Genomic DNA, 17850 nt, shown 5'->3' on the forward strand with positions numbered 1-17850 from the left:
CCCTGCCGTCACGGCGGGCGCGGTAACCTGTGACTGGGCACCAGCGGCGCTGGTCAGGCCGAATTCGACCGCCGCCACGGTCATGGCCGCAACACCGAAAAAACGACGACGCTGAAGATTGATTTCGCTGGACATTGGCTCTCTCCGTTTCAAGTTGATGGCAGGGAGAAAACAGCTCGCATGTATCCCCGATGTTTCGGGTATCCGCTTCAATTGCATGCGGATGTAGCATCCGGCCTTCCAGATACGTTCTGATACAATTGGCTGCCTTCTCAATCGAAATTCCGTTGGATGAGGAAATCACGAAGCACCACGGCATTGTTGTGCTCGTCATCGCTGGTGGCATAAAGCAGCGTGACGGTGCCTTTCCTTATGAAATCGGTCACGGGCTTCAGCTCTTCCTCTTTATGCTCAAGCTCTGCAGTGTAGCGCCGGCGGAACTCCTCCCAGCGAGAGGGCTCATGATTGAACCAGTCGCGCAACTCGGTGCTTGGCGCGACATCCTTTAGCCAGGCAGTCATTGCAGCACGCTCCTTGCTGAGACCGCGCGGCCAGATGCGATCGACCAGCAGTCGGGCGCCATCCGCATCCGCCTTGGCCGCATAGACCCGCTTGAGCTTTATCGTCTCAGCTCTGGCTGTCATCTGATCCTCCTCATTCACCGATCATCCCTCTTCTTGCGGGATCCCGGCCGGGCGAAGCGCTGATGCATGGAAGATAGCGCAGCCCTCATCGGAGCGCTTCCTACACTTCGGTACATATTGCCGGGAAATCAGACACATCCGAGATACATCGCCCCGACCAGATAGCCGCGTTGCTGGTCGGGCTGCATCGCCGTCCAGAGCCCGATCACCCGGTTTCAAAGGAAACGATGATGACGCTTCTTATCATTGCCTATCTCGGAGGGGCGCTGACCATATTCAGCCCCTGCATCCTCCCCATCCTGCCCTTCGCCTTCGCCCGCGCCGGACAGCCATTCGCGCGCAGCACGCTGCCCATGCTGATCGGCATGGCCGCCACGTTCGCGTTGGTAGCCACACTTGCCGCCGTTGGCGGCAGCTGGGCGATCAGCGCCAATGAATATGGCCGCCTTGCCGCGCTGACCTTGCTTGCCGTCTTCGGCGTCGGTCTTCTTTCGCCGCGTGTCGCAAGCTTCATCACCCAGCCGGTCGTCGATTTCGGCAATCGCCTGCTGAACGCTTCCGGCAAGACCGGTGTTGCGCCGACTGTGGCGAGCGCGCTCGTTCTCGGCGTTGCAACCGGTCTGCTCTGGGCGCCCTGCGCAGGACCAATCCTCGGTCTCGTACTGACCGGAGCCGCACTCCAGGGCGCCAACCTGCAGACGACATTCCTGCTGCTGGCCTATGCAGCGGGCGCGGCCACCTCACTCGCAATCGCCCTCTCCGTCGGCGGCAAGATCTTTGCCGGCATGAAGAAGTCGCTCGGCATCAGCGAGCGCATTCGTCAGGGCCTCGGCGTTGCCGTGCTTGCAGGTGTCGTCGTTATCGCACTCGGTCTCGACACCGCCCTGCTTTCGCGGCTTTCCTACGCCAGCACCGCATCCTTCGAGCAGGCCGTTCTCGACAGGGTGAATGTGAAGCCAACCGATGGAAGATCGTCCGAAGTCGCGAGCAACGACAAGACGATCGGTCTTGCCGATGCGAAGAAACCCTTCCATAGCGATCTGCCGGTCGAAGGCCGTGCGCCATCACTGGACGGGGCCGTCGAGTGGCTGAACTCGCCGCCGCTGACGGCGGAACAGCTTCGTGGCAAGGTCGTGCTTGTCGATTTCTGGACCTATTCCTGCATCAACTGCATCCGCACTATCCCCTATGTCCGCGCCTGGGCTGAAAAATATAAAGACCAGGGTCTGGTTGTGATCGGCGTGCATGCCCCGGAATTTGCCTTCGAAAAGAAGATCGACAATGTCAAAAGGGCCATTGGCGACTTCAACATCGGCTATCCGGTCGCAATCGACAACGACTACAAGATCTGGCGCGCCTTCGATAACAGCTACTGGCCGGCCCATTATCTGATCGATGCCAAGGGCCAGATCCGCGAACATCACTTCGGCGAAGGCAACTACCGACAGACCGAGCAGGCGATCCAGGACCTGTTGCGCGAAGCCGGCAGCGAGATGGCAACAAGCGCACCGGTCGTGCCGGATGCGAAAGGTGCCGAGGTGAGCCCGGACCTGAAGGACATCGGCTCTGGCGAGACCTATATCGGCTATAAGCAGGCCACCGGCTTTGCGTCCAATGAGAGCATGCGCGCCGATGCCACCAAGGACTATTCGGTCAAGCAGCCGGGTCTCAACCAGTGGGGTCTTGCGGGCAAATGGACTGTCGGTGCCGAAGAGGCGACCCTGGATCAGGCAGGCGGCGGCATCGCCTACCGCTTCAGCGCCCGCGATCTACATCTCGTTCTTGGCCCAAGTACTGACGGCAAACCGATCCGCTTCCAGGTGACGGTCGACGGCAAGGCGCCGGGTGCCGACCACGGCAGCGATATCGATGCCGATGGAAACGGCACGGTGACCTCGACCAAACTCTACCAGCTCGTGCGCCAGTCAGACACGGTGGAAGCACGCAACTTCGAGATCCATTTCCTCGATCCCGGCGTGCAGGCCTACGCCTTCACATTCGGCTGAGCATTCCTTCTCTCGTTTAACTTGAACAACAGGAGCAATCACCATGAAACGCAAGTATTTTTCTACCATCGCCTTTGCCTTCGCCACCAGCGTCATCGCTTTTGCTGCCCAGGCGGCCGAGGTGAAAAACATCGTCGTCGTCCACGGCGCACTCGCCGATGGCTCCGGCTGGCGCCAGGCAACCGAAATCCTCGAGCGCCGCGGCTTCAACGTCACCATCGTCCAGGAGCCGATCACCTCGCTTGCCGATGATATCGCCGCCACCAACCGGGTGCTGGAACTGCAGGATGGCCCGACCCTGCTCGTCGGGCACAGCTATGGTGGCATGGTGATCACCGAAGCCGGCAACAGTTCCAACATCGCGGGCCTGATCTATGTCGCAGCCTTCCAGCCGGACAAGGGTGAAAGCCTCATCAGCCTGGCGAGTTCCAAGCCGCCTGGCGGCATGAATATTCGTGAGACGAAGGACGGAAAATACCTCTATCTCGACCCGGCCACCTTCACGAACGACTTCGCCGCCGACCTGCCGAAGGACGAGGCCGCGTTCCTCGCGAAGTCGCAGGTCTTCGCCTCCAAGGAGGCCTTCTCGGCCAAGATCGGCGATCCCGCCTGGAAGACTAAAAAGAGCTGGACGATTGTCGCCACCGAAGACCGTTCCATCAATCCCGACCTCGAACGCGACATGGCAAAGCGGGCCGGCAGCACGGTGACGGAGATCAAGGCAAGCCACGCCGTCTTCGCATCTCAGCCGGAAAAGGTTGCCGATGTGATCGCGAAGGCTGCCAAGGCAGCCGGCAAGTAATCAGATCAAAAGCGGCAACCGGAGCCGGTGGATCACTCCGCCGGCTCATTTTCCGTGAACGTCTCCTTCATCGCCTTGATGATGACGACGGCCGATGCCGCGCCCGGATCGATGTGGCCAAGGGATCGTTCGCCGAGGCGGGCGGCACGGCCGCGGGTGGCAACCATCGAACGGGTCGAGCGTGCGCCGGCATCGGCCGCTTCAAGAATTCCGTTCCACATGTCCGAGACGGTCGCCTGTCTGTCGCGGGCAGCCGCCGCCGCTTCTGTTGCCGGGATCCAGGCATCCAGCATCGTCTTGTCGCCGCGCTGACCCTTGCCGCGGTCCCGGATACCTGATGTCATGGCCTCGACAATTGCAGCCTGAGCGGCGATCGAAAGCGTCTCATCCCGTTTCAGAGCCTGCGCTGCCTTGCGGAAGGCCGTGGCATAGAGCGGGCCGGTCGATGCGCCAACGGCATCCAGAAAGGCGGATGCGGCAAGCGAAAAGACTTCTGATGGCAACATCTCATCGAGATCGCGTTTCGCCAATTCGCCATTCACCGCCTGGAAACCGAGCGACATGGTAATGCCGTGGTCGGCATCGCCGATCGCGCCATCCAGATCGGAGAGATGATCCTTCTCAGCCGAAATCGCCACAGAGATCCGGTGAAACATCCTGCTGAGGCGGCGGGCCGCGTTTGCCGACATGCGTATCCTCCCAATTCATGCAGCCCAGCCCCCTGGGATGCTTTTATGCTTTTCAGTTTACGACCCTCAGAAACGCCGTATCGCAGGGGTGATGCAGCAGATCCGTCAGTTCCTGGTCGAGATGCAGGATCGATATGGATGCGCCGACCATGTCGAGCGATGTGCAATAATGCCCCACCCAGTTCGCTTCGATCTTGATCCCCTTCGCGCTCAGGCGCTGTTCCACCCGCCGGTAGAGAATATAGAGCTCCATCAGCGGCGTGCCGCCGAACGAGTTGACGAGAACGGCAACGCGGTCCCCCGCCACCGGTTTCATCTCCGAGAATATGCGGTCCATGACGACATCGACCACAGCATCGGCGCTCATCATCTTCTCGCGCATCACGCCCGGTTCGCCGTGGATGCCCATGCCGATTTCCATATCGTCGGGACCGATCTCGAAATTGTGGCGACGCGTCTGCGGCAACGAACAGGGCTCCAGCGCGACACCCATCGTGAACGTACGGTTATTGGCTTTTCGCGTTGCTGCCTCGCAAGCATTCAGCGACAGGCCACGATCGCAGGCCGCACCGGCAATCTTGAAGATGAAGAAATTGCCGGCAACACCGCGGCGTCCATCCCGATCCTCCAAAGGCGATGAGGAGATATCGTCGGTCGTCACCACGGTGCGGACTTCGATATTGTCCTCTGCCGCCATTTCGGCAGCCATCTCGAAATTCATGACATCGCCGGCGTAATTGCCGTAGACGAAGAGCACGCCCTCCCCGCCCGACGCTGCCTTGGCGCATTGCAGGATCGGCCCCGGAGGTGGCGAGGAAAAGATATTCCCGACCGCGACAGCGTCAGCGAGCCCTTTGCCGACATAACCGAGGAAAGCCGGCTCATGGCCGGTGCCACCGCCGACGACCAGTCCGACCTTGCCGGCCCGCGGGCCCGCGCGGGCAACGAGAGCGCGGTTGGAGCCGTCGACCGGCCGGAGGTAATTCGCATGCGCTTTGACGACACCCTCGAGCATTTCCTCGACGACATCATCAGGATTGTTCAGGAACTTCTTGATATGGGTGCGAGCGCTGTTCGGTGGCGCCGACACCTCGCTTTCCACGCGCGGACGCTGGGAGAGCCTTTGGGCGATCTCGGTGACGCCATCGGCATTCAGGATGCCGCGACCGGTAGCTGCATCGGTGATCAGGACATTGACATAGCCGCCGCGAAGCGCGGCGAGGATCGCCGGCACCTTGTCGAAACCACCGGCAACAGCAATGCGCATGTTGATCTTCTTCAGGAGGTCGAGCGAAATGCCGACGGTTCGGTCGTCCAGCGGACCGGCGACGGGCCGTCCGTGTCCATCGATGAAGCGTCCGGCAACGACACCGGTCGCGTCCTTCGCCAGATAATCCTGCAGCGATACCGACTCAAAAAAGCCGCTGGTGTGGATGGTAGAATTCGGCCGCATGGAGGCGATGCCGAAAATCACCCTGTTTGCCCGCGAAAGCGCCTCAAACTGCTGATCGATCAAAGGTTCGCGCATCAGCATGTTACGCAATTCGGCGCTGGAAACGATGGCAGGCGCCGAAATGTTGATGAGCCGGCCATCGACCGCGTCGGCAAAGGCCGCGGCACAAAGTTCCGGCGTGTAGGCGAAGGTTGCACTCGTCCCACCTGTCGCCTGCACGATGGTCATATCCTGCAGTCCCGAAATGGTGGCCTGCTCGCCGACCGCCATGATGGTGCGGCCCCAGACGACCGCCATTGTATCCCCGGATTTCAACAGTTTCTGCAGTGCCTGCGCGCCGGCTGCGCCAAGCCGTTCGATCAGCGGCCGGGCATTGTCGTCGCTCGGCACGACAAGACAGTCATGCAGACCGAAATGCCGCTTCAGTTCCTGGGCGATGGTGAGCGAACTCAGGCGCGAGGGTTCGATGGAAATGTTGACGATGCCGCGGGCGCGTGCATCGGCGAGGTAGCTGTTCACCGTGGCGCGTGAAATGCCCATGGTTTCGGCGATATCGCCTTGGGTCATGCCATCTTCGTAGTAAAGCCAGCATGCCCACACATAGGGATCGTCGCCGTAGCGCAGCGGGATTGGTTCAGCCGCGATATCAGCCGTAGTGTTCTTTCGTGCCGATGATGTCTTAGCCGTCATCCTGCCTGGTTTCCCCTCGTCTGCAATCGACGGCGAAGATGAGCGCAAAAGCTGCAGTTTTCAACGTGCCTCCGCCCAATTGTTCCCGGCCGCCGAAGCGGCCGGGAAGGTGATGCAAGGGAGGATCACGGGCTCTCACCAAAGCCCGATTTGTCAAGCGGGCTGGAGCCTCGTTTCCACGCCATCAGCCAGCGACTTCAGAATCAACGCGCAGGATGTCGCGCCCGCGTCGAGCACGCCGAGCGAACGTTCACCAAGGCGGCTAGCCCGACCGATCTTGGCAACGAGATCGCGTGTACTGTCCCGTCCGGCCTCCGCAGCTGCGACGAGAGCCTGAAGCGCCTCGCCAAAGGACTTTCCGCTGCCAATCGCCGAATCGAACGCACTAATCGCCGGCACGAGCGTGTCGAGCAGCGTCTTGTCGCCGACCTTGGCCGAGCCGATCGCCTGGATGCCATCGAGGCCATTGTGGAGCATGGTGCTAAATGTCGCGGCGTCGATCGCATCAGACTTCTCGATCGTTTCGGCAAACTGCGTGAACATGACGCCATAGAGCGGTCCCATGGAGCCGCCGATCTCCGTCATCAGCACGGTGCCGAGCGTGTCGAGCGCCTCCGCCAGGGACATATCTGCCCCCTTGACGCGCTCGGCAGCCATGCCGAAACCCTTGGCCATGTTGACGCCATGATCGCCGTCGCCGATCTTGCCGTCAATTTCGCTCAGATAGGCGCGATTTTCGATGATCCGATCGGCAAGCGAGAGAATGATATCGCCTGATTTGGCATTCCGAAATTGCTGCATTCGCCTGCCTCCCCTCAGAGCATCGCAGGGCACTGAACATCGACATTCAGCAGCCGCTTAAGCTCGTCGTCCAGTGCCATGACGGTCAGTGTTGCGCCGACCATTTCCAGCGATGTGAAATAGTTGCCGATATAGACCTTGTAGATCTTCAGTCCGCGTCCGGTGATCTCGGATTCAATCGTATCGTGGAGAATATAGAGCTCGTTGAGCGGCGTTGCGCCAAGCCCGGACACGATAACTGCGACTTCGGCTCCAGCAGGAAGCTGGTGATCGTCGAGAACGATCTTCGCCATCTCCTCGGCAACCTCCTTGGCGGACTTCAGCGGCTCGACGCGCACGCCGGGTTCGCCATGATGGCCGATGCCGACTTCCATCGTGCCAGGCTCGATGGTGAAGTTCGGATGGCCGACGGAGGGCAGCGTGCAGGGGCCGAGGCCGACGCCGATCGAACGGCAATTGTCGATCGCTTTCTGAGCGGTCGCACGAACCTCTTCAAGGCTCGCGCCCTCGGCAGCCTTTGCCGCGCCGCACTTCCACATGAATATCTCGCCGGCGACGCCACGGCGCTTTTCGCGCTCCTCGGGGCCTGCTGAACATACATCGTCATTGGCAACGACGGTGACGATCTCGATGCCTTCCTTGGCCGCCAGCTTGATTGCCATCTTCACGTTCATGTTGTCGCCGGCATAGTTGCCATAGAGGCAGACGACGCCATTGCCGCCATTGGCTTCGCGCGCGGCATCGAGGAAGCTCTTTGCGGTTGGCGAAGAGAAAAGTTCGCCGACGGCCACGGCATCCAGCATGTTGCGGCCGGTATAACCGATGAAGGCCGGCTCATGGCCCGAACCACCACCAGTGATGACGCCCACCTTGCCGGCGACCGGTGTTTGACGGGCGGCAATGACACGGGGATTTTGTGCCGATAGCCTGACGATGTCGGCATGGGCCTTGACGAAGCCCTTGACGGTATCCTCGACGACCTCGTCCGGATTGTTGATAAATCTCTGCATTATAACTCCTATCTACCGTGCGTCAGATAATGGTGTAGCCGCCGTCGACCAGAAGGTCCGCGCCATTGATCATATCGGCACCGTTGGAAGCCAGGAACACCGCCGCCGCCGCAATCTCCTCTGGAAATGCAAAACGGCCGGATGGAATGCGCTGTTTCAGCGCCTCACCGCGTGGGCCGTCCCATGCCTTCCTGCCGAGATCGGTCAGGACGACGGTCGGAGAAATCGTGTTGACGTTGATGCCGTGCTTTCCCCATTCGGCAGCCAGCGTCTTGGAAAGACCGATGACGCCGAACTTCGACGCACAATAGGCAACATGCTGGTCGATGGCGACCGTGCCTGCCTGTGAGGCCATGTTGATGATCTTGCCGCCCCTGCCTGCCTTGATCATGGCGCGGCCGGCGGCCTGGGACACCAGGAAGGTGCCTTTGAGATTGATCGCGATGGTCTTGTCCCACGCATCGAGGCTGAGTTCCTCTGCCGGCGCGAGCATGACGACACCGGCGCTGTTGACGGCAATATCAATGTGACCGAATGCGGCCACCACGTCGGAAACCACCTTTTCGACCGATTGCGGGTCCGATACGTCGCAGACGAATGATTTCGCGCCGTTGCCGAGTTCGTCGGCCTTGGCCTTCGCGACCGATCCATTGATGTCCACCACGCCGACGATCGCGCCTTTGGCGGCCATGGCGGATGCGATGGCGCTGCCGATGCCGGAGGCCCCACCCGTGATCAGAGCGACCTTACCGCTCAAGGAAAAGTTCAAATCAACCTGTTTTGAATCAGTCATGGCTTTCTTCTCAACCTGTCGGGATATGGGGCGGAATCTTCATCCCGCCCCAGGGAGGATCACTTGCGAGTGGAAAGCAGTTTATCGACGTTTTCAGCCGTCACCGGGGTCCACGGGACATTATAGGTCTTATCCTTGCCGTCGTTCCACGGCATATCCTTGTAGGTGGTCCAGATATCGGATTCCGGCTTATAGTTACCCTTCTTGGCATTGAAGATCGCAAGATCCAGAGCGCCCTGCGCCTGGGCACGGGCATCCTGAAGGATCGAGGTCATCTCACCGGCCTTGGCAGCCCGCAGCGCATCGGTGACGCCGTCGATACCGGCGATGGCGAAGCTCTTGACGTCGAGCCCGGCAGCCTTGATCGCCTCGATGGCGCCGAGCGCCATTTCATCGTTCTGGCCGATAATGCCGTTGATCTGGTTCGGGTGCGACGTCAGCCAGTTCTCCATCAGCGTCTGGGCTTCGGCGCGCGACCAGTTTGCAGTCTGGTCTTCGAGAACCTTGACGTTAGGGCACTCGGCCAACGCCTTCTTGTTACCCTGCAACCGTTGGATCTGCGCCGACTGGCCGACCGGGCCCTCGATGATCACGACATTGCCCTTGCAGCCGATCTTGTCCAGCACACTCTTGGCTTCGAGATAACCGGAAACCGTGTCATCGGAACCGACATAGGAGGTCAGTTGATCGGAATTGACGCGGGTGTTGGAGCCGATGACCGGTATGCCGGCGTCGACGGCGGACTGAACGGCAGATGCCCCTGCATCAACGTCGATCGGAGCGAAGATGATGGCGTTGTACTTCTGCGTGATCATCGTCTTGAACTGGTCCTGCTGAACCAGCGCGTCATAGCGGCCATCGAAGACCGTCAGTTCGACCTCGCCGCTCTTGACGGCGGGGTGGTCCTGCAGGGCCGCAGTCCAGATCTGCATGAATTCCGCATTCAAGCCGTAGGGTGCTGCGCCGATCTTGATCTTTTCCTGGGCTGCGGCCGACGTCGCCAACAGCGCCGTTGCCGAAGCAAGTACAATCAGAAGCTTTTTCATTTTCATTATCCTCCACCTTGGGTTTAGGCTGCCGGCATGGCTTGCCTGTCGAACGGGGCGACCGAAGCGCCTGCCCCGAATTTCTTTTGTTGAGTTCAGGCTCCGAAATTTCGTTTCTGGTCGAGCATCACGGCGCCGACGATCAGGGCGCCTTTCAAGACCTGCTGGTAGTAGGACTGGATACCCATCAGATCGAGACCGTTGTTCATCACGCCGATGATGAGCGCGCCGATCAGTGTCCCCGTCACCCGGCCGACACCACCGGAAAGGCTCGTCCCCCCGATGACGACTGCCGCGATCGCATCCAGTTCATACGCGACACCAGCCTGCGGCAGGCCCGAACCGGTGCGGGCGCTGAGCAGGATGCCCGCAAGCCCTGCCAGGCCGCCGGAGATGACATAGACGGTGAAGCGGATACGGTCGGTGTTGATGCCCGAAGTCTTGGCCGCATGCGGGTTGCCGCCGACGGCATAGATGTAGCGGCCGAACCGCGTACGGTTGAGCACCCACCAGGAAGCCACAAAGACGGCCGCAAGCACGATGACGGGAGCGGGAAGACCGAATACATCACCGGTGCCGATCCAGCGAAAGGCGGGTGTCAGCGCCGGAACCGGGCGACCGCCACCGTAGATCAACGTCATGCCACGGGCAGCCGAGAGCATGCCGAGTGTGGCGACGAAGGCGGGCACCGAGAAGCGCGAGACGATCGCGCCTGAGATCGAGCCGCAGACAACACCGACCAGGACGCCGACCAAGAGGCCGATAGCGACCGGATAGGGCGAACCGATGACGCCGGCCGTTTCCGAAGTGGTGGCAAAACTGGCGCTGACGATGCCGGCGAGCGCCACGACAGAGCCGACAGACAGGTCGATGCCGCGCGTCAGGATCACGAAGGTCATGCCGATCGCCAGCACGCCGTTGATGGACGTCTGCAGCAGCACGTTGGAAATGTTGCCGCCGGTCAGGAAGAACTCATTCGAGAACGACAGGATAACGACCAGAAGCAGGAAGGCGAGGAAGATGCCGTATTCCTGCACGATCAAACGCCGCTGCTCGGTCTTGAACCAGCTGCCCGCACTCTTGTTCTCACTCACTGACACTGCCTGCTCCTCTGCTGCCGGACGAACGCCCTGACCCTGGTCAGGTTGATAAGTGGACGAGTGATTGGGCATTCGTCTCCTCCCGGCTGTATATTCCGGCGCTCTTGCCGGCGCGCATCACCATGATGCGGTCCGACATGCCGAGAACTTCGTCTATTTCCGATGAGATCATCACCACCGTGCCGCCGCCTTCGGCGAAGTCGCAGATGATGCGGTAGATTTCGCGCTTGGCGCCGACATCGACGCCGCGTGTTGGCTCATCCAGCAGCAGGACCTTAGGGTTGCGCAGGAACCATTTGCCGAGAACGACCTTCTGCTGGTTGCCGCCGGAAAGGCCTGATACCGGCATGGTGTCGCGCGCTGCCTTGATCTGAAACTGCTCGCGCATCCGCCTGCTGGCATCCACTTCCTTCGCATGGTCCATCGCAAAGGCGGGGCTCAACTCCGGCAAGCTTGCCATGCAGATATTGGCGCGAACGGAATCGGAAAGATTGAGCCCCGTCTGCTTTCGATCCTCGGTTACCAGCGCCAGTCCATGAGCCATCGCGTCCGAGGGCTTCGCGACCGAGATCGGCGCACCGTCCACTGCAATGTGTCCCTTCGATGGTTTATCGAGGCCAAAGAGGCAGTTGAAGATTTCCGTACGGCCGGAGCCCATAAGCCCGTATATGCCGAAGATCTCGCCCTTATGGGCGGAAAAGGAAATGTCCTCGATCTTGTTCGGGCAGGAGAGCGCACTGACCTCCAGACCGATCTGAGGTGTCGGCGTATTGGTCTTGACGTATTCTTCCGACAATTCCCGTCCGACGATCATGCGGATCAGGCTCGGCCGGTCGATCTCCGACAAGGCGCCGGCACCGACGAAGGAACCGTCGCGGAAGACCGTGTAGGAATCAGCGATCTGGAAGATTTCCGACAGGCGGTGCGAGACGTAGACGATACCGCGCCCCTGGGCCTGCAGGCGGCGGATCGCCGCAAAGAGCTGCTGGGCCTCACGCTCGCCGATCGCCGATGTCGGCTCGTCCATGAAGATGACTTCGGCATCGTGGCTCAGCGCCTTGGCGATCTCCACAAGCTGCATCTGCGCGACCGAGAGGTTCATCATGTACTGGTTTGCGCGGATATCGAATTCCAGTTCATCGAGCAGCTTTTGCGCCGCACGGTTCATGGTGCGGAAATCGATGCCGCCGAAACGGGCTGACGGCTCGCGGCCGAGATAGATGTTCTCGGCGACCGTCATATGCGGAACCGGGCTCAGCTCCTGCTCAATGATGGCAATACCGGATGCGAGCGCATCAGCAGGACTGGAGAAATCCACCTCCCGGCCCCGCCGGCGGATCGAGCCGGCATCGCGCTTGTGAATGCCCATCAGAATTTTCAGGAAGGTCGATTTGCCAGCGCCATTGCCGCCGCAAAGCGCATGGACTGAGCCGGCGCGAAGTTGAAAGCGGCCGTCGCGCAAGGCTGCGACACCACCAAAGGACTTCTTGAGCCCTTCCACTTCCAGCAGAAATTCCACGTCCGTCTCCTCCACGCATGCGTCTGGCGAGCACATTCCAGCGCGCCATTCGACATCCGGAAACCTCCGCCCGAATATCAATTCTGACAATATTCGATTGCTATTCGACAAATGTCAAGTGATACACAATCACGTAAATGTCAGGGTATCCGAGAGCCAGGAACGGCGCCAAAAAATCCAGCGATTTCAGGGCGAAGAGCGACAGCGCGGCGGAAATGAGGGCCTGCGGAACATCATGCCGACGTAGCGCAAAGAGATTATCGACGGCGAGCATGATCGCGTCCCGCTCTTCTGAGGAGCGGGCACCGGCGTGTCGATTTCTGCCAACAAGCATCCGGGCGGCGCTGATCCACGACACCTATTCTGCCGAGCGCGCCGCCAAGTCATCACCACCGTGGGTACACGCGTGGTCAGCCCCGAACCCGCCAAAGCGATCGTCGATAACTATCTCGCCCCAGCTTCGGCCCGAATGGTCTATCGGTCGAAAACGTCAGGGCAATCGACAGCCTGAACCGGGCAAAACACTGAATTTCGTCACAAGACCTTCTGCCGCCCGTAAAGCAGCAACATGCCGATGATGACCGCGCCATAGATGAGCTGACGGCCGGCCTCCTCGATCTGCATGACCGAAAGGATCGACTGAAGAAGGGTGATCAGGATGACACCGGCGACGGTTCCGAGATAGGAACCCTTGCCGCCGAGTACATGCGTGCCGCCAAGCACCACGGCGGCAATCGACGGCAAGAGATAAGCGTCACCCATGGATTGAGACGCCTTCGAGGCGTAACCGGCGAGAAGCACGCCGCCGAGAGCGCTAAGCCCGCCTGACATGATGAAGGCCAGCAGGGTGACCCTACGGGTATTGATGCCGGACATGTACGCGGCGCGCTCGCGATTGCCGATCGCATAGAGCGCCCGGCCGAAAGTCGTTCGCCTCAGCAGGAAGACGGCGAGCAGGCCGACGGCCAACCACACCAGGACGCCATTCGGAAGCCCGGGTACGGCATAACCAGTAGCCAGAAAGCGCATTGATGCTGAGGCCGAGTCCTGCGGTGAGAAGCCACCTGTATAAACGACCATCAACCCTTGAGCGACGGCATTGGTCGCAAGCGTGATGATCATCGAGGGAATGCGCAGATAGGCGACTGCGATGCCATTGACGAGACCGATCGCGGCACCGCAGAGAATACCGAAGGGGATTGCGAGGACCGCACCCGTCGTTCCGTAAGCAGTGGCGGCGCAGGCCATCATTGCCCCTGTCGTCACCACCCAGGGAACAGACAGGTCGATTTGTCCAAGTAGGATGACCGCCATCATGCCGGTTGCGATGACGCCGAGGAAGGAAGCCACCTTCAACTGCTGCACCAGGTAATCCGGCGACAGGAAGTTGGAGGAGTAGAGCGAACCGCCGAGAAGCAGGAGGATGATGCAGCCGAAAGCGATCGCCACAGCCGGATCGACGCCGCGCAGCCGGGCGGGCACAGGAATTTGCCGCATGGTGGAAGCATCCTCGCTCATTGGAACCACTCCAGACGATTGCGAACACGCGACAGGCCGATGCAGCCGATGCTGACCGCCAGCATCAGCACCACGCCCTGGAAGAGCGGCTGCCAGAGCGGATCGAGATCGAAGACGAACAACAGGTCGCCGATGGTGCGGAAGGCCAGCGCACCGAAAACGGCGCCGACAGCGCTTCCCTTACCACCCGCAAGCGAAACACCGCCGAGCACCACTGCTGCAATCGAATAGAGCGTATAAGCGTTGCCGCTCGCAAGGGCCGCCTCGCCCGTATAGGAAAAGAAGGTCAGATAAAGCCCGCCAATCGCTGACAGCAGACCAGCCAGTGCATAGGCAGCAAGCTTTGCCCGCTTCACCGGCATGGCGGACATATAGGCGGCATTTTCTGCCGAGCCGACCGCATAGGCAGTGCGGCCGAGCACCGAACGGCTGAAAGGCACCCAGATCACCAGGACGACAAGCGCGAGCACGACAAGGCTTGCCGGGATGACGCCGAAAAGTTTCGAAGTAAAAACATCGGCGAGATCTTCATTGACCGAGCCGCCGGGTGTGGGCCGCAACAGCAGCGCAAGTCCGTAAAAGACCGCGCTGGTCGCGATCGTGGTGACGATCGGCTGTAACCGCCCGAAGATGATGATGAGCCCATTGAGCAAGCCGCAGGCGAGACCGGTCAAAAGTACGACCACGACACCCAACCCCGTCTGCAGCGGCGTGCCGACGACAAGCCACGAGGCGAGGCAGTTGCACAGGATCAGGATCATGCCGACCGAAAGGTCGATCCCCGCCGTTATGACCACGAAACACTGCGCCATGGCCACGAAGGCGAGCAATGTCGCCTTGTTGGAGGCCGTCTGCACCACATTGGGCGTGAAGCCGGCGGGATGGTTCGAGACATAGATGATGAACATCAGGATGAAGAGGAGCGCTGCAAAGAGCGTGCCCTTCTGCTGAACGTACCGGTAGCGCCATTCACCAGTCGCCTGCCTGCTCATTGGGCCATCCTTTGCTGCGCCTCGGCGGCGCCGATGTTGAGGGCGGCACTCACCAGCTCGCGCTCGTTGATCTCGTCTCCCTCGAGAATGCGGACGATGCTGCCATCATACATGACGAGCACGCGGTCGCAGCAACCGACCAACTCATCATAGTCGGTCGAATAGAAGATGATGGCCGCCCCCGCATCGGCAAGCTTACGCAGCAGGGCATAAATTTCCTGCTTGGTGCCGACATCGATGCCGCGTGTCGGATCGTTGAGCAGAATGATGCGCGGCCGGTTCATCAGCCATTTGGCGATCACGACTTTCTGTTGATTGCCGCCGGACAGCGAGGCGACGGGCATGTCGATCGTCGCCGCCTTGATCGCCAGCAGCTTCAGAAGTTCGTCGATCTCCCTGATCTCGGCTGCGCGGTCGATCACGCCATTGCGCGAAACACGATCAAGGGCTGCGATCGACAGGTTTTCGCGCACCGTCATCGGCAGCATCAACCCCTCCGTCTTGCGGTCCTCCGGGATCAGCGCCATGGAGATCTCGCCCGATTTCGCAGCGCCCGGGCTCTTCAGCCTTACCGGTCTTCCATCGACTGTCACCTCACCTTTGAGGTCCCGCAGCACGCCGAACAGCGCCAACAGCAATTCGCGCTGCCCCTGCCCGTCCAGGCCGCCGAAACCGATAATCTCGCCAGGGCGCACGTCGAAATTGATCCCGGAGAGTCGGCCTCCCCAGGAGAGGTCGCGGCAGGACAGAACCGGCGCGTCCGCCCTCGATTGCAGTGGCTTGGGCGGAAAGACGTTGGAATATTCGCGTCCGATCATCAGCTCCACCACCTGCTGGTCGGTCTTGGTGCCGGCGGGATAGGATTCGATACTGCGGCCGTTTCTAAAGACCGTGCAGTCATCGGCCAGTTGCGCAATCTCATGCATGCGATGGGAAATATAGATCAGCGCCATGCCCTCGGCCCTGAGCTGCTTCAGCACGGCAAAAACCTTCTCGACATCCGACTGGGTCAGCGCCGAGGTCGCCTCGTCGAGGATCATCAGACGCGGCTTGCGGGCAAGTGCCTTGGCGATCTCTACCATCTGCCGGCGAGAAAGCGGCAAATCCTTCACCAGGGAAGATGGATGGATATCGGCAGCGCCGGCGCGGGCAAGTGCTTCCTCGGCAATCTGGCGCTGCCTCTTACGGTCGATCATGCCGAAACGCAGCGGCGGATTGCTGATGACGATGTTGTCGGCCACCGAAAGATCGGGAATGAGCGACAATTCCTGGAAAACACAGACGATACCGGCGGCAATGGCGGCGGCCGGCGAGGCAAAGGAAACCTCATTGCCCTCCAGCAGCATGCGCCCTTCATCCGGCGCCACCACACCGGCCATGATCTTGATAAGGGTCGATTTTCCGGCCCCGTTTTCGCCGAGAACGGCGTGGATCGCCCCTGGTCGAACGGCGATATTAGCTTCCTTCAGCGCAATCGCGCCGCCATAGCGCTTCGATATGCCTTCCAGGCGCAGAAGCGGTTCGGAAAGGGTCATGCATCCAGCCTCCATTCGGTCGTGTCGAGATCGAGGCTACGGGCGCGGGCGCCCGCAGCTAGGTCCGGATGGTGGTGCTTACTGGTTTTCCTTGGTCTGCCCCATGATTTCCTGTGCGGAGAAATTGATGCCGCAGGTCGGGAAGGAGTTGCCGACGAAGAAGTTGTCGGACTGGGTGGGGTAATAATCCTCCCCTTCCTTGAAATCGGGATCGGAAACGAGGGCCGTCGGTAGCTTGACGGCCTGCGGAACGACCTCGCCTTCGAGAGCTGCGATGGCCGTCTTGATGGCAACAGCAACCTGTGCTGGGCCGGTGCCTGCCGACGAGCATTTCAGGCCATCCCCGGCATGGGCCGCGCAGAATTTACGGAAGCCATTTTCCGTCTCACCGCCGAAGGGCACGAAGGGATGCTTCGCATCGATCATCGCCTGCACGACACCAGTGTCACCGCCCTGCGCGGTGATGCCATCGAACGGGCCATTGGTGGCGATCGCATCGGCCGTTGCCTTCTGCGCTACGCCATCATCCCACTTGCCGACAACTTCAGTGACGGTGAACTTCTTGCCGGAAGCGTCCAGCGTTTCATGAATGCCGCTATGGCGATCCGTATCGACGGAGGTACCGGCTACGCCGCGCACTTCCAGGATCTTGCCGCCCTGCGGCAGGTGCTTCACCAGCCAGTCGGCCCAGATGACACCAAGGCCTTTCTGGTCGACGTTGACGTTGATCGCATCCTTGGTGTCGAGGATATTGTCGAAGGCGACAAGAACGACGCCAGCTTCCTTGGCGCGCTTGATGACCGGACCAAAAGCTGTCGGGTTCTGGGCGTTGACAACGACGGCATCATAGCCGGCGTCGATGAAGTTGTTGATCGCCGAAATCTGGGCCGGAACATCCTCGCCGGTCGACACGACCTTGAATTCTTTCAGCTTGGCGGCGACATCCGGCTGAGCGGCATAGGCCTTTGCCGTCTGCACCATCTGGATGCGCCAGGTATTGGCGATATAGCCGTTGGCAAGCGCGATGCGGTAAGGACCATCCTTCTTCGGATATTGCAGGAATTGGGTTTCGGCCGACCACGGAACCATGCAGTTCGGATCGGCGGCCGGGCCGGACACGACCTTTGGCGCCGCCATGGCCGTGCTGCAGAGCAGAGCAAACGCCGACGCGGAAAACGCGGCGATACGGACCATCTTCGCTTTCTTCACCTTAAGCATTGAATGTCTCCTCCTCAGGCGGACCAGACCGCCC

Annotated in this window: 16 protein-coding genes and 1 pseudogene; 2 read left to right on the forward strand and 15 right to left on the reverse strand. The window is 60.5% G+C overall.

The features are described 5' to 3' along the window. Positions 1–135 (reverse strand): annotated as a pseudogene (locus PMI11_RS38050) (alpha/beta hydrolase); the annotation flags it as partial. A gap of 137 nt (positions 136–272) precedes the next feature. Further along, on the reverse strand, positions 273–644 hold the full coding sequence (locus PMI11_RS11225; protein WP_007816787.1) for a DUF488 domain-containing protein: 372 nt from the start codon (positions 642–644) through the stop codon (positions 273–275). A 230-nt stretch (positions 645–874) separates the two neighbouring features. Here PMI11_RS11225 and PMI11_RS11230 point away from each other — a divergent pair, with 230 nt between their 5' ends. Further along, a complete protein-coding gene (locus PMI11_RS11230) occupies positions 875–2650 on the forward strand; it encodes a cytochrome c biogenesis protein DipZ (protein ID WP_007816790.1) in 1776 nt (591 codons plus the stop codon). A gap of 43 nt (positions 2651–2693) precedes the next feature. Next, positions 2694–3452, forward strand: coding sequence for an alpha/beta hydrolase (locus PMI11_RS11235; RefSeq protein WP_007816791.1), 759 nt, complete (start codon positions 2694–2696; stop codon positions 3450–3452). Positions 3453–3484: 32 nt separating this feature from the next. Here the strand turns inward: PMI11_RS11235 and dhaL (PMI11_RS11240) are convergent, their stop codons facing one another. The 13 genes from dhaL (PMI11_RS11240) to PMI11_RS11305 all read right to left on the reverse strand — a co-directional run bounded on the left by dhaL (PMI11_RS11240) (position 3485) and on the right by PMI11_RS11305 (position 17816). Next, entirely contained in the window at positions 3485–4141 is a 657-nt protein-coding gene (dhaL, locus tag PMI11_RS11240) for a dihydroxyacetone kinase subunit DhaL (RefSeq protein WP_007816793.1), read from the reverse strand. 52 nt (positions 4142–4193) lie between these two features. Then, complete coding sequence (locus tag PMI11_RS36415; RefSeq protein ID WP_007816796.1) at positions 4194–6284, reverse strand: bifunctional sugar-binding transcriptional regulator/dihydroxyacetone kinase subunit DhaK; 2091 nt, start codon at positions 6282–6284, stop codon at positions 4194–4196. A gap of 153 nt (positions 6285–6437) precedes the next feature. Beyond that, a complete protein-coding gene (gene dhaL, locus PMI11_RS11255; protein WP_007816798.1) occupies positions 6438–7085 on the reverse strand; it encodes a dihydroxyacetone kinase subunit DhaL in 648 nt (215 codons plus the stop codon). A gap of 14 nt (positions 7086–7099) precedes the next feature. Beyond that, a complete protein-coding gene (locus PMI11_RS11260; protein ID WP_007816799.1) occupies positions 7100–8095 on the reverse strand; it encodes a dihydroxyacetone kinase subunit DhaK in 996 nt (331 codons plus the stop codon). 22 nt (positions 8096–8117) lie between these two features. Further along, positions 8118–8888, reverse strand: coding sequence for an SDR family oxidoreductase (locus tag PMI11_RS11265; protein WP_007816802.1), 771 nt, complete (start codon positions 8886–8888; stop codon positions 8118–8120). A 59-nt stretch (positions 8889–8947) separates the two neighbouring features. Continuing rightward, positions 8948–9934, reverse strand: coding sequence for a substrate-binding domain-containing protein (locus PMI11_RS11270; RefSeq protein ID WP_007816804.1), 987 nt, complete (start codon positions 9932–9934; stop codon positions 8948–8950). A 95-nt stretch (positions 9935–10029) separates the two neighbouring features. Next, a complete protein-coding gene (locus PMI11_RS11275) occupies positions 10030–11034 on the reverse strand; it encodes an ABC transporter permease (protein WP_037071153.1) in 1005 nt (334 codons plus the stop codon). Between the two features lie 40 nt (positions 11035–11074). Then, the gene (locus tag PMI11_RS11280; RefSeq protein ID WP_007816809.1) at positions 11075–12553 is read right to left on the reverse strand and encodes a sugar ABC transporter ATP-binding protein; all 1479 of its coding nucleotides are present in this window, start codon (positions 12551–12553) and stop codon (positions 11075–11077) included. A gap of 100 nt (positions 12554–12653) precedes the next feature. Further along, the gene (locus tag PMI11_RS11285) at positions 12654–12911 is read right to left on the reverse strand and encodes a hypothetical protein (RefSeq protein ID WP_157179622.1); all 258 of its coding nucleotides are present in this window, start codon (positions 12909–12911) and stop codon (positions 12654–12656) included. A gap of 176 nt (positions 12912–13087) precedes the next feature. Beyond that, positions 13088–14071 carry an ABC transporter permease gene (locus PMI11_RS11290; protein ID WP_007816813.1) on the reverse strand — a complete coding sequence of 328 codons (984 nt, stop codon included), beginning with the start codon at positions 14069–14071 and terminating at the stop codon, positions 13088–13090. Beyond that, a complete protein-coding gene (locus tag PMI11_RS11295; protein WP_007816815.1) occupies positions 14068–15063 on the reverse strand; it encodes an ABC transporter permease in 996 nt (331 codons plus the stop codon). Before PMI11_RS11295 ends, PMI11_RS11290 begins: the two co-directional genes overlap by 4 nt. Continuing rightward, positions 15060–16598, reverse strand: a complete 1539-nt coding sequence (locus PMI11_RS11300; RefSeq protein ID WP_007816818.1) for a sugar ABC transporter ATP-binding protein — start codon at positions 16596–16598, stop codon at positions 15060–15062. Before PMI11_RS11300 ends, PMI11_RS11295 begins: the two co-directional genes overlap by 4 nt. A 78-nt stretch (positions 16599–16676) precedes the next feature. Then, entirely contained in the window at positions 16677–17816 is a 1140-nt protein-coding gene (locus PMI11_RS11305) for a sugar ABC transporter substrate-binding protein (protein ID WP_007816825.1), read from the reverse strand. Positions 17817–17850: the final 34 nt, after the last annotated feature.

The sequence above is a fragment of the Rhizobium sp. CF142 genome, from assembly GCF_000281145.1.
Classification (GTDB): Bacteria; Pseudomonadota; Alphaproteobacteria; order Rhizobiales; family Rhizobiaceae; genus Rhizobium.

Bases quoted from the DNA above. Each gene is read 5' to 3' on its own strand.
- PMI11_RS11295 (WP_007816815.1), bottom strand. From the start codon at position 15,063: ATGAGCAGGCAGGCGACTGGTGAATGGCGCTACCGGTACGTTCAGCAG.
- PMI11_RS11265 (WP_007816802.1), bottom strand. From the start codon at position 8,888: ATGACTGATTCAAAACAGGTTGATTTGAACTTTTCCTTGAGCGGTAAG.
- dhaL (WP_007816793.1), bottom strand. From the start codon at position 4,141: ATGTCGGCAAACGCGGCCCGCCGCCTCAGCAGGATGTTTCACCGGATC.
- PMI11_RS11260 (WP_007816799.1), bottom strand. From the start codon at position 8,095: ATGCAGAGATTTATCAACAATCCGGACGAGGTCGTCGAGGATACCGTC.
- PMI11_RS11300 (WP_007816818.1), bottom strand. From the start codon at position 16,598: ATGACCCTTTCCGAACCGCTTCTGCGCCTGGAAGGCATATCGAAGCGC.
- dhaL (WP_007816798.1), bottom strand. From the start codon at position 7,085: ATGCAGCAATTTCGGAATGCCAAATCAGGCGATATCATTCTCTCGCTT.
- PMI11_RS36415 (WP_007816796.1), bottom strand. From the start codon at position 6,284: ATGACGGCTAAGACATCATCGGCACGAAAGAACACTACGGCTGATATC.
- PMI11_RS11235 (WP_007816791.1), top strand. From the start codon at position 2,694: ATGAAACGCAAGTATTTTTCTACCATCGCCTTTGCCTTCGCCACCAGC.
- PMI11_RS11230 (WP_007816790.1), top strand. From the start codon at position 875: ATGACGCTTCTTATCATTGCCTATCTCGGAGGGGCGCTGACCATATTC.
- PMI11_RS11270 (WP_007816804.1), bottom strand. From the start codon at position 9,934: ATGAAAAAGCTTCTGATTGTACTTGCTTCGGCAACGGCGCTGTTGGCG.
- PMI11_RS11290 (WP_007816813.1), bottom strand. From the start codon at position 14,071: ATGAGCGAGGATGCTTCCACCATGCGGCAAATTCCTGTGCCCGCCCGG.
- PMI11_RS11225 (WP_007816787.1), bottom strand. From the start codon at position 644: ATGACAGCCAGAGCTGAGACGATAAAGCTCAAGCGGGTCTATGCGGCC.
- PMI11_RS11305 (WP_007816825.1), bottom strand. From the start codon at position 17,816: ATGCTTAAGGTGAAGAAAGCGAAGATGGTCCGTATCGCCGCGTTTTCC.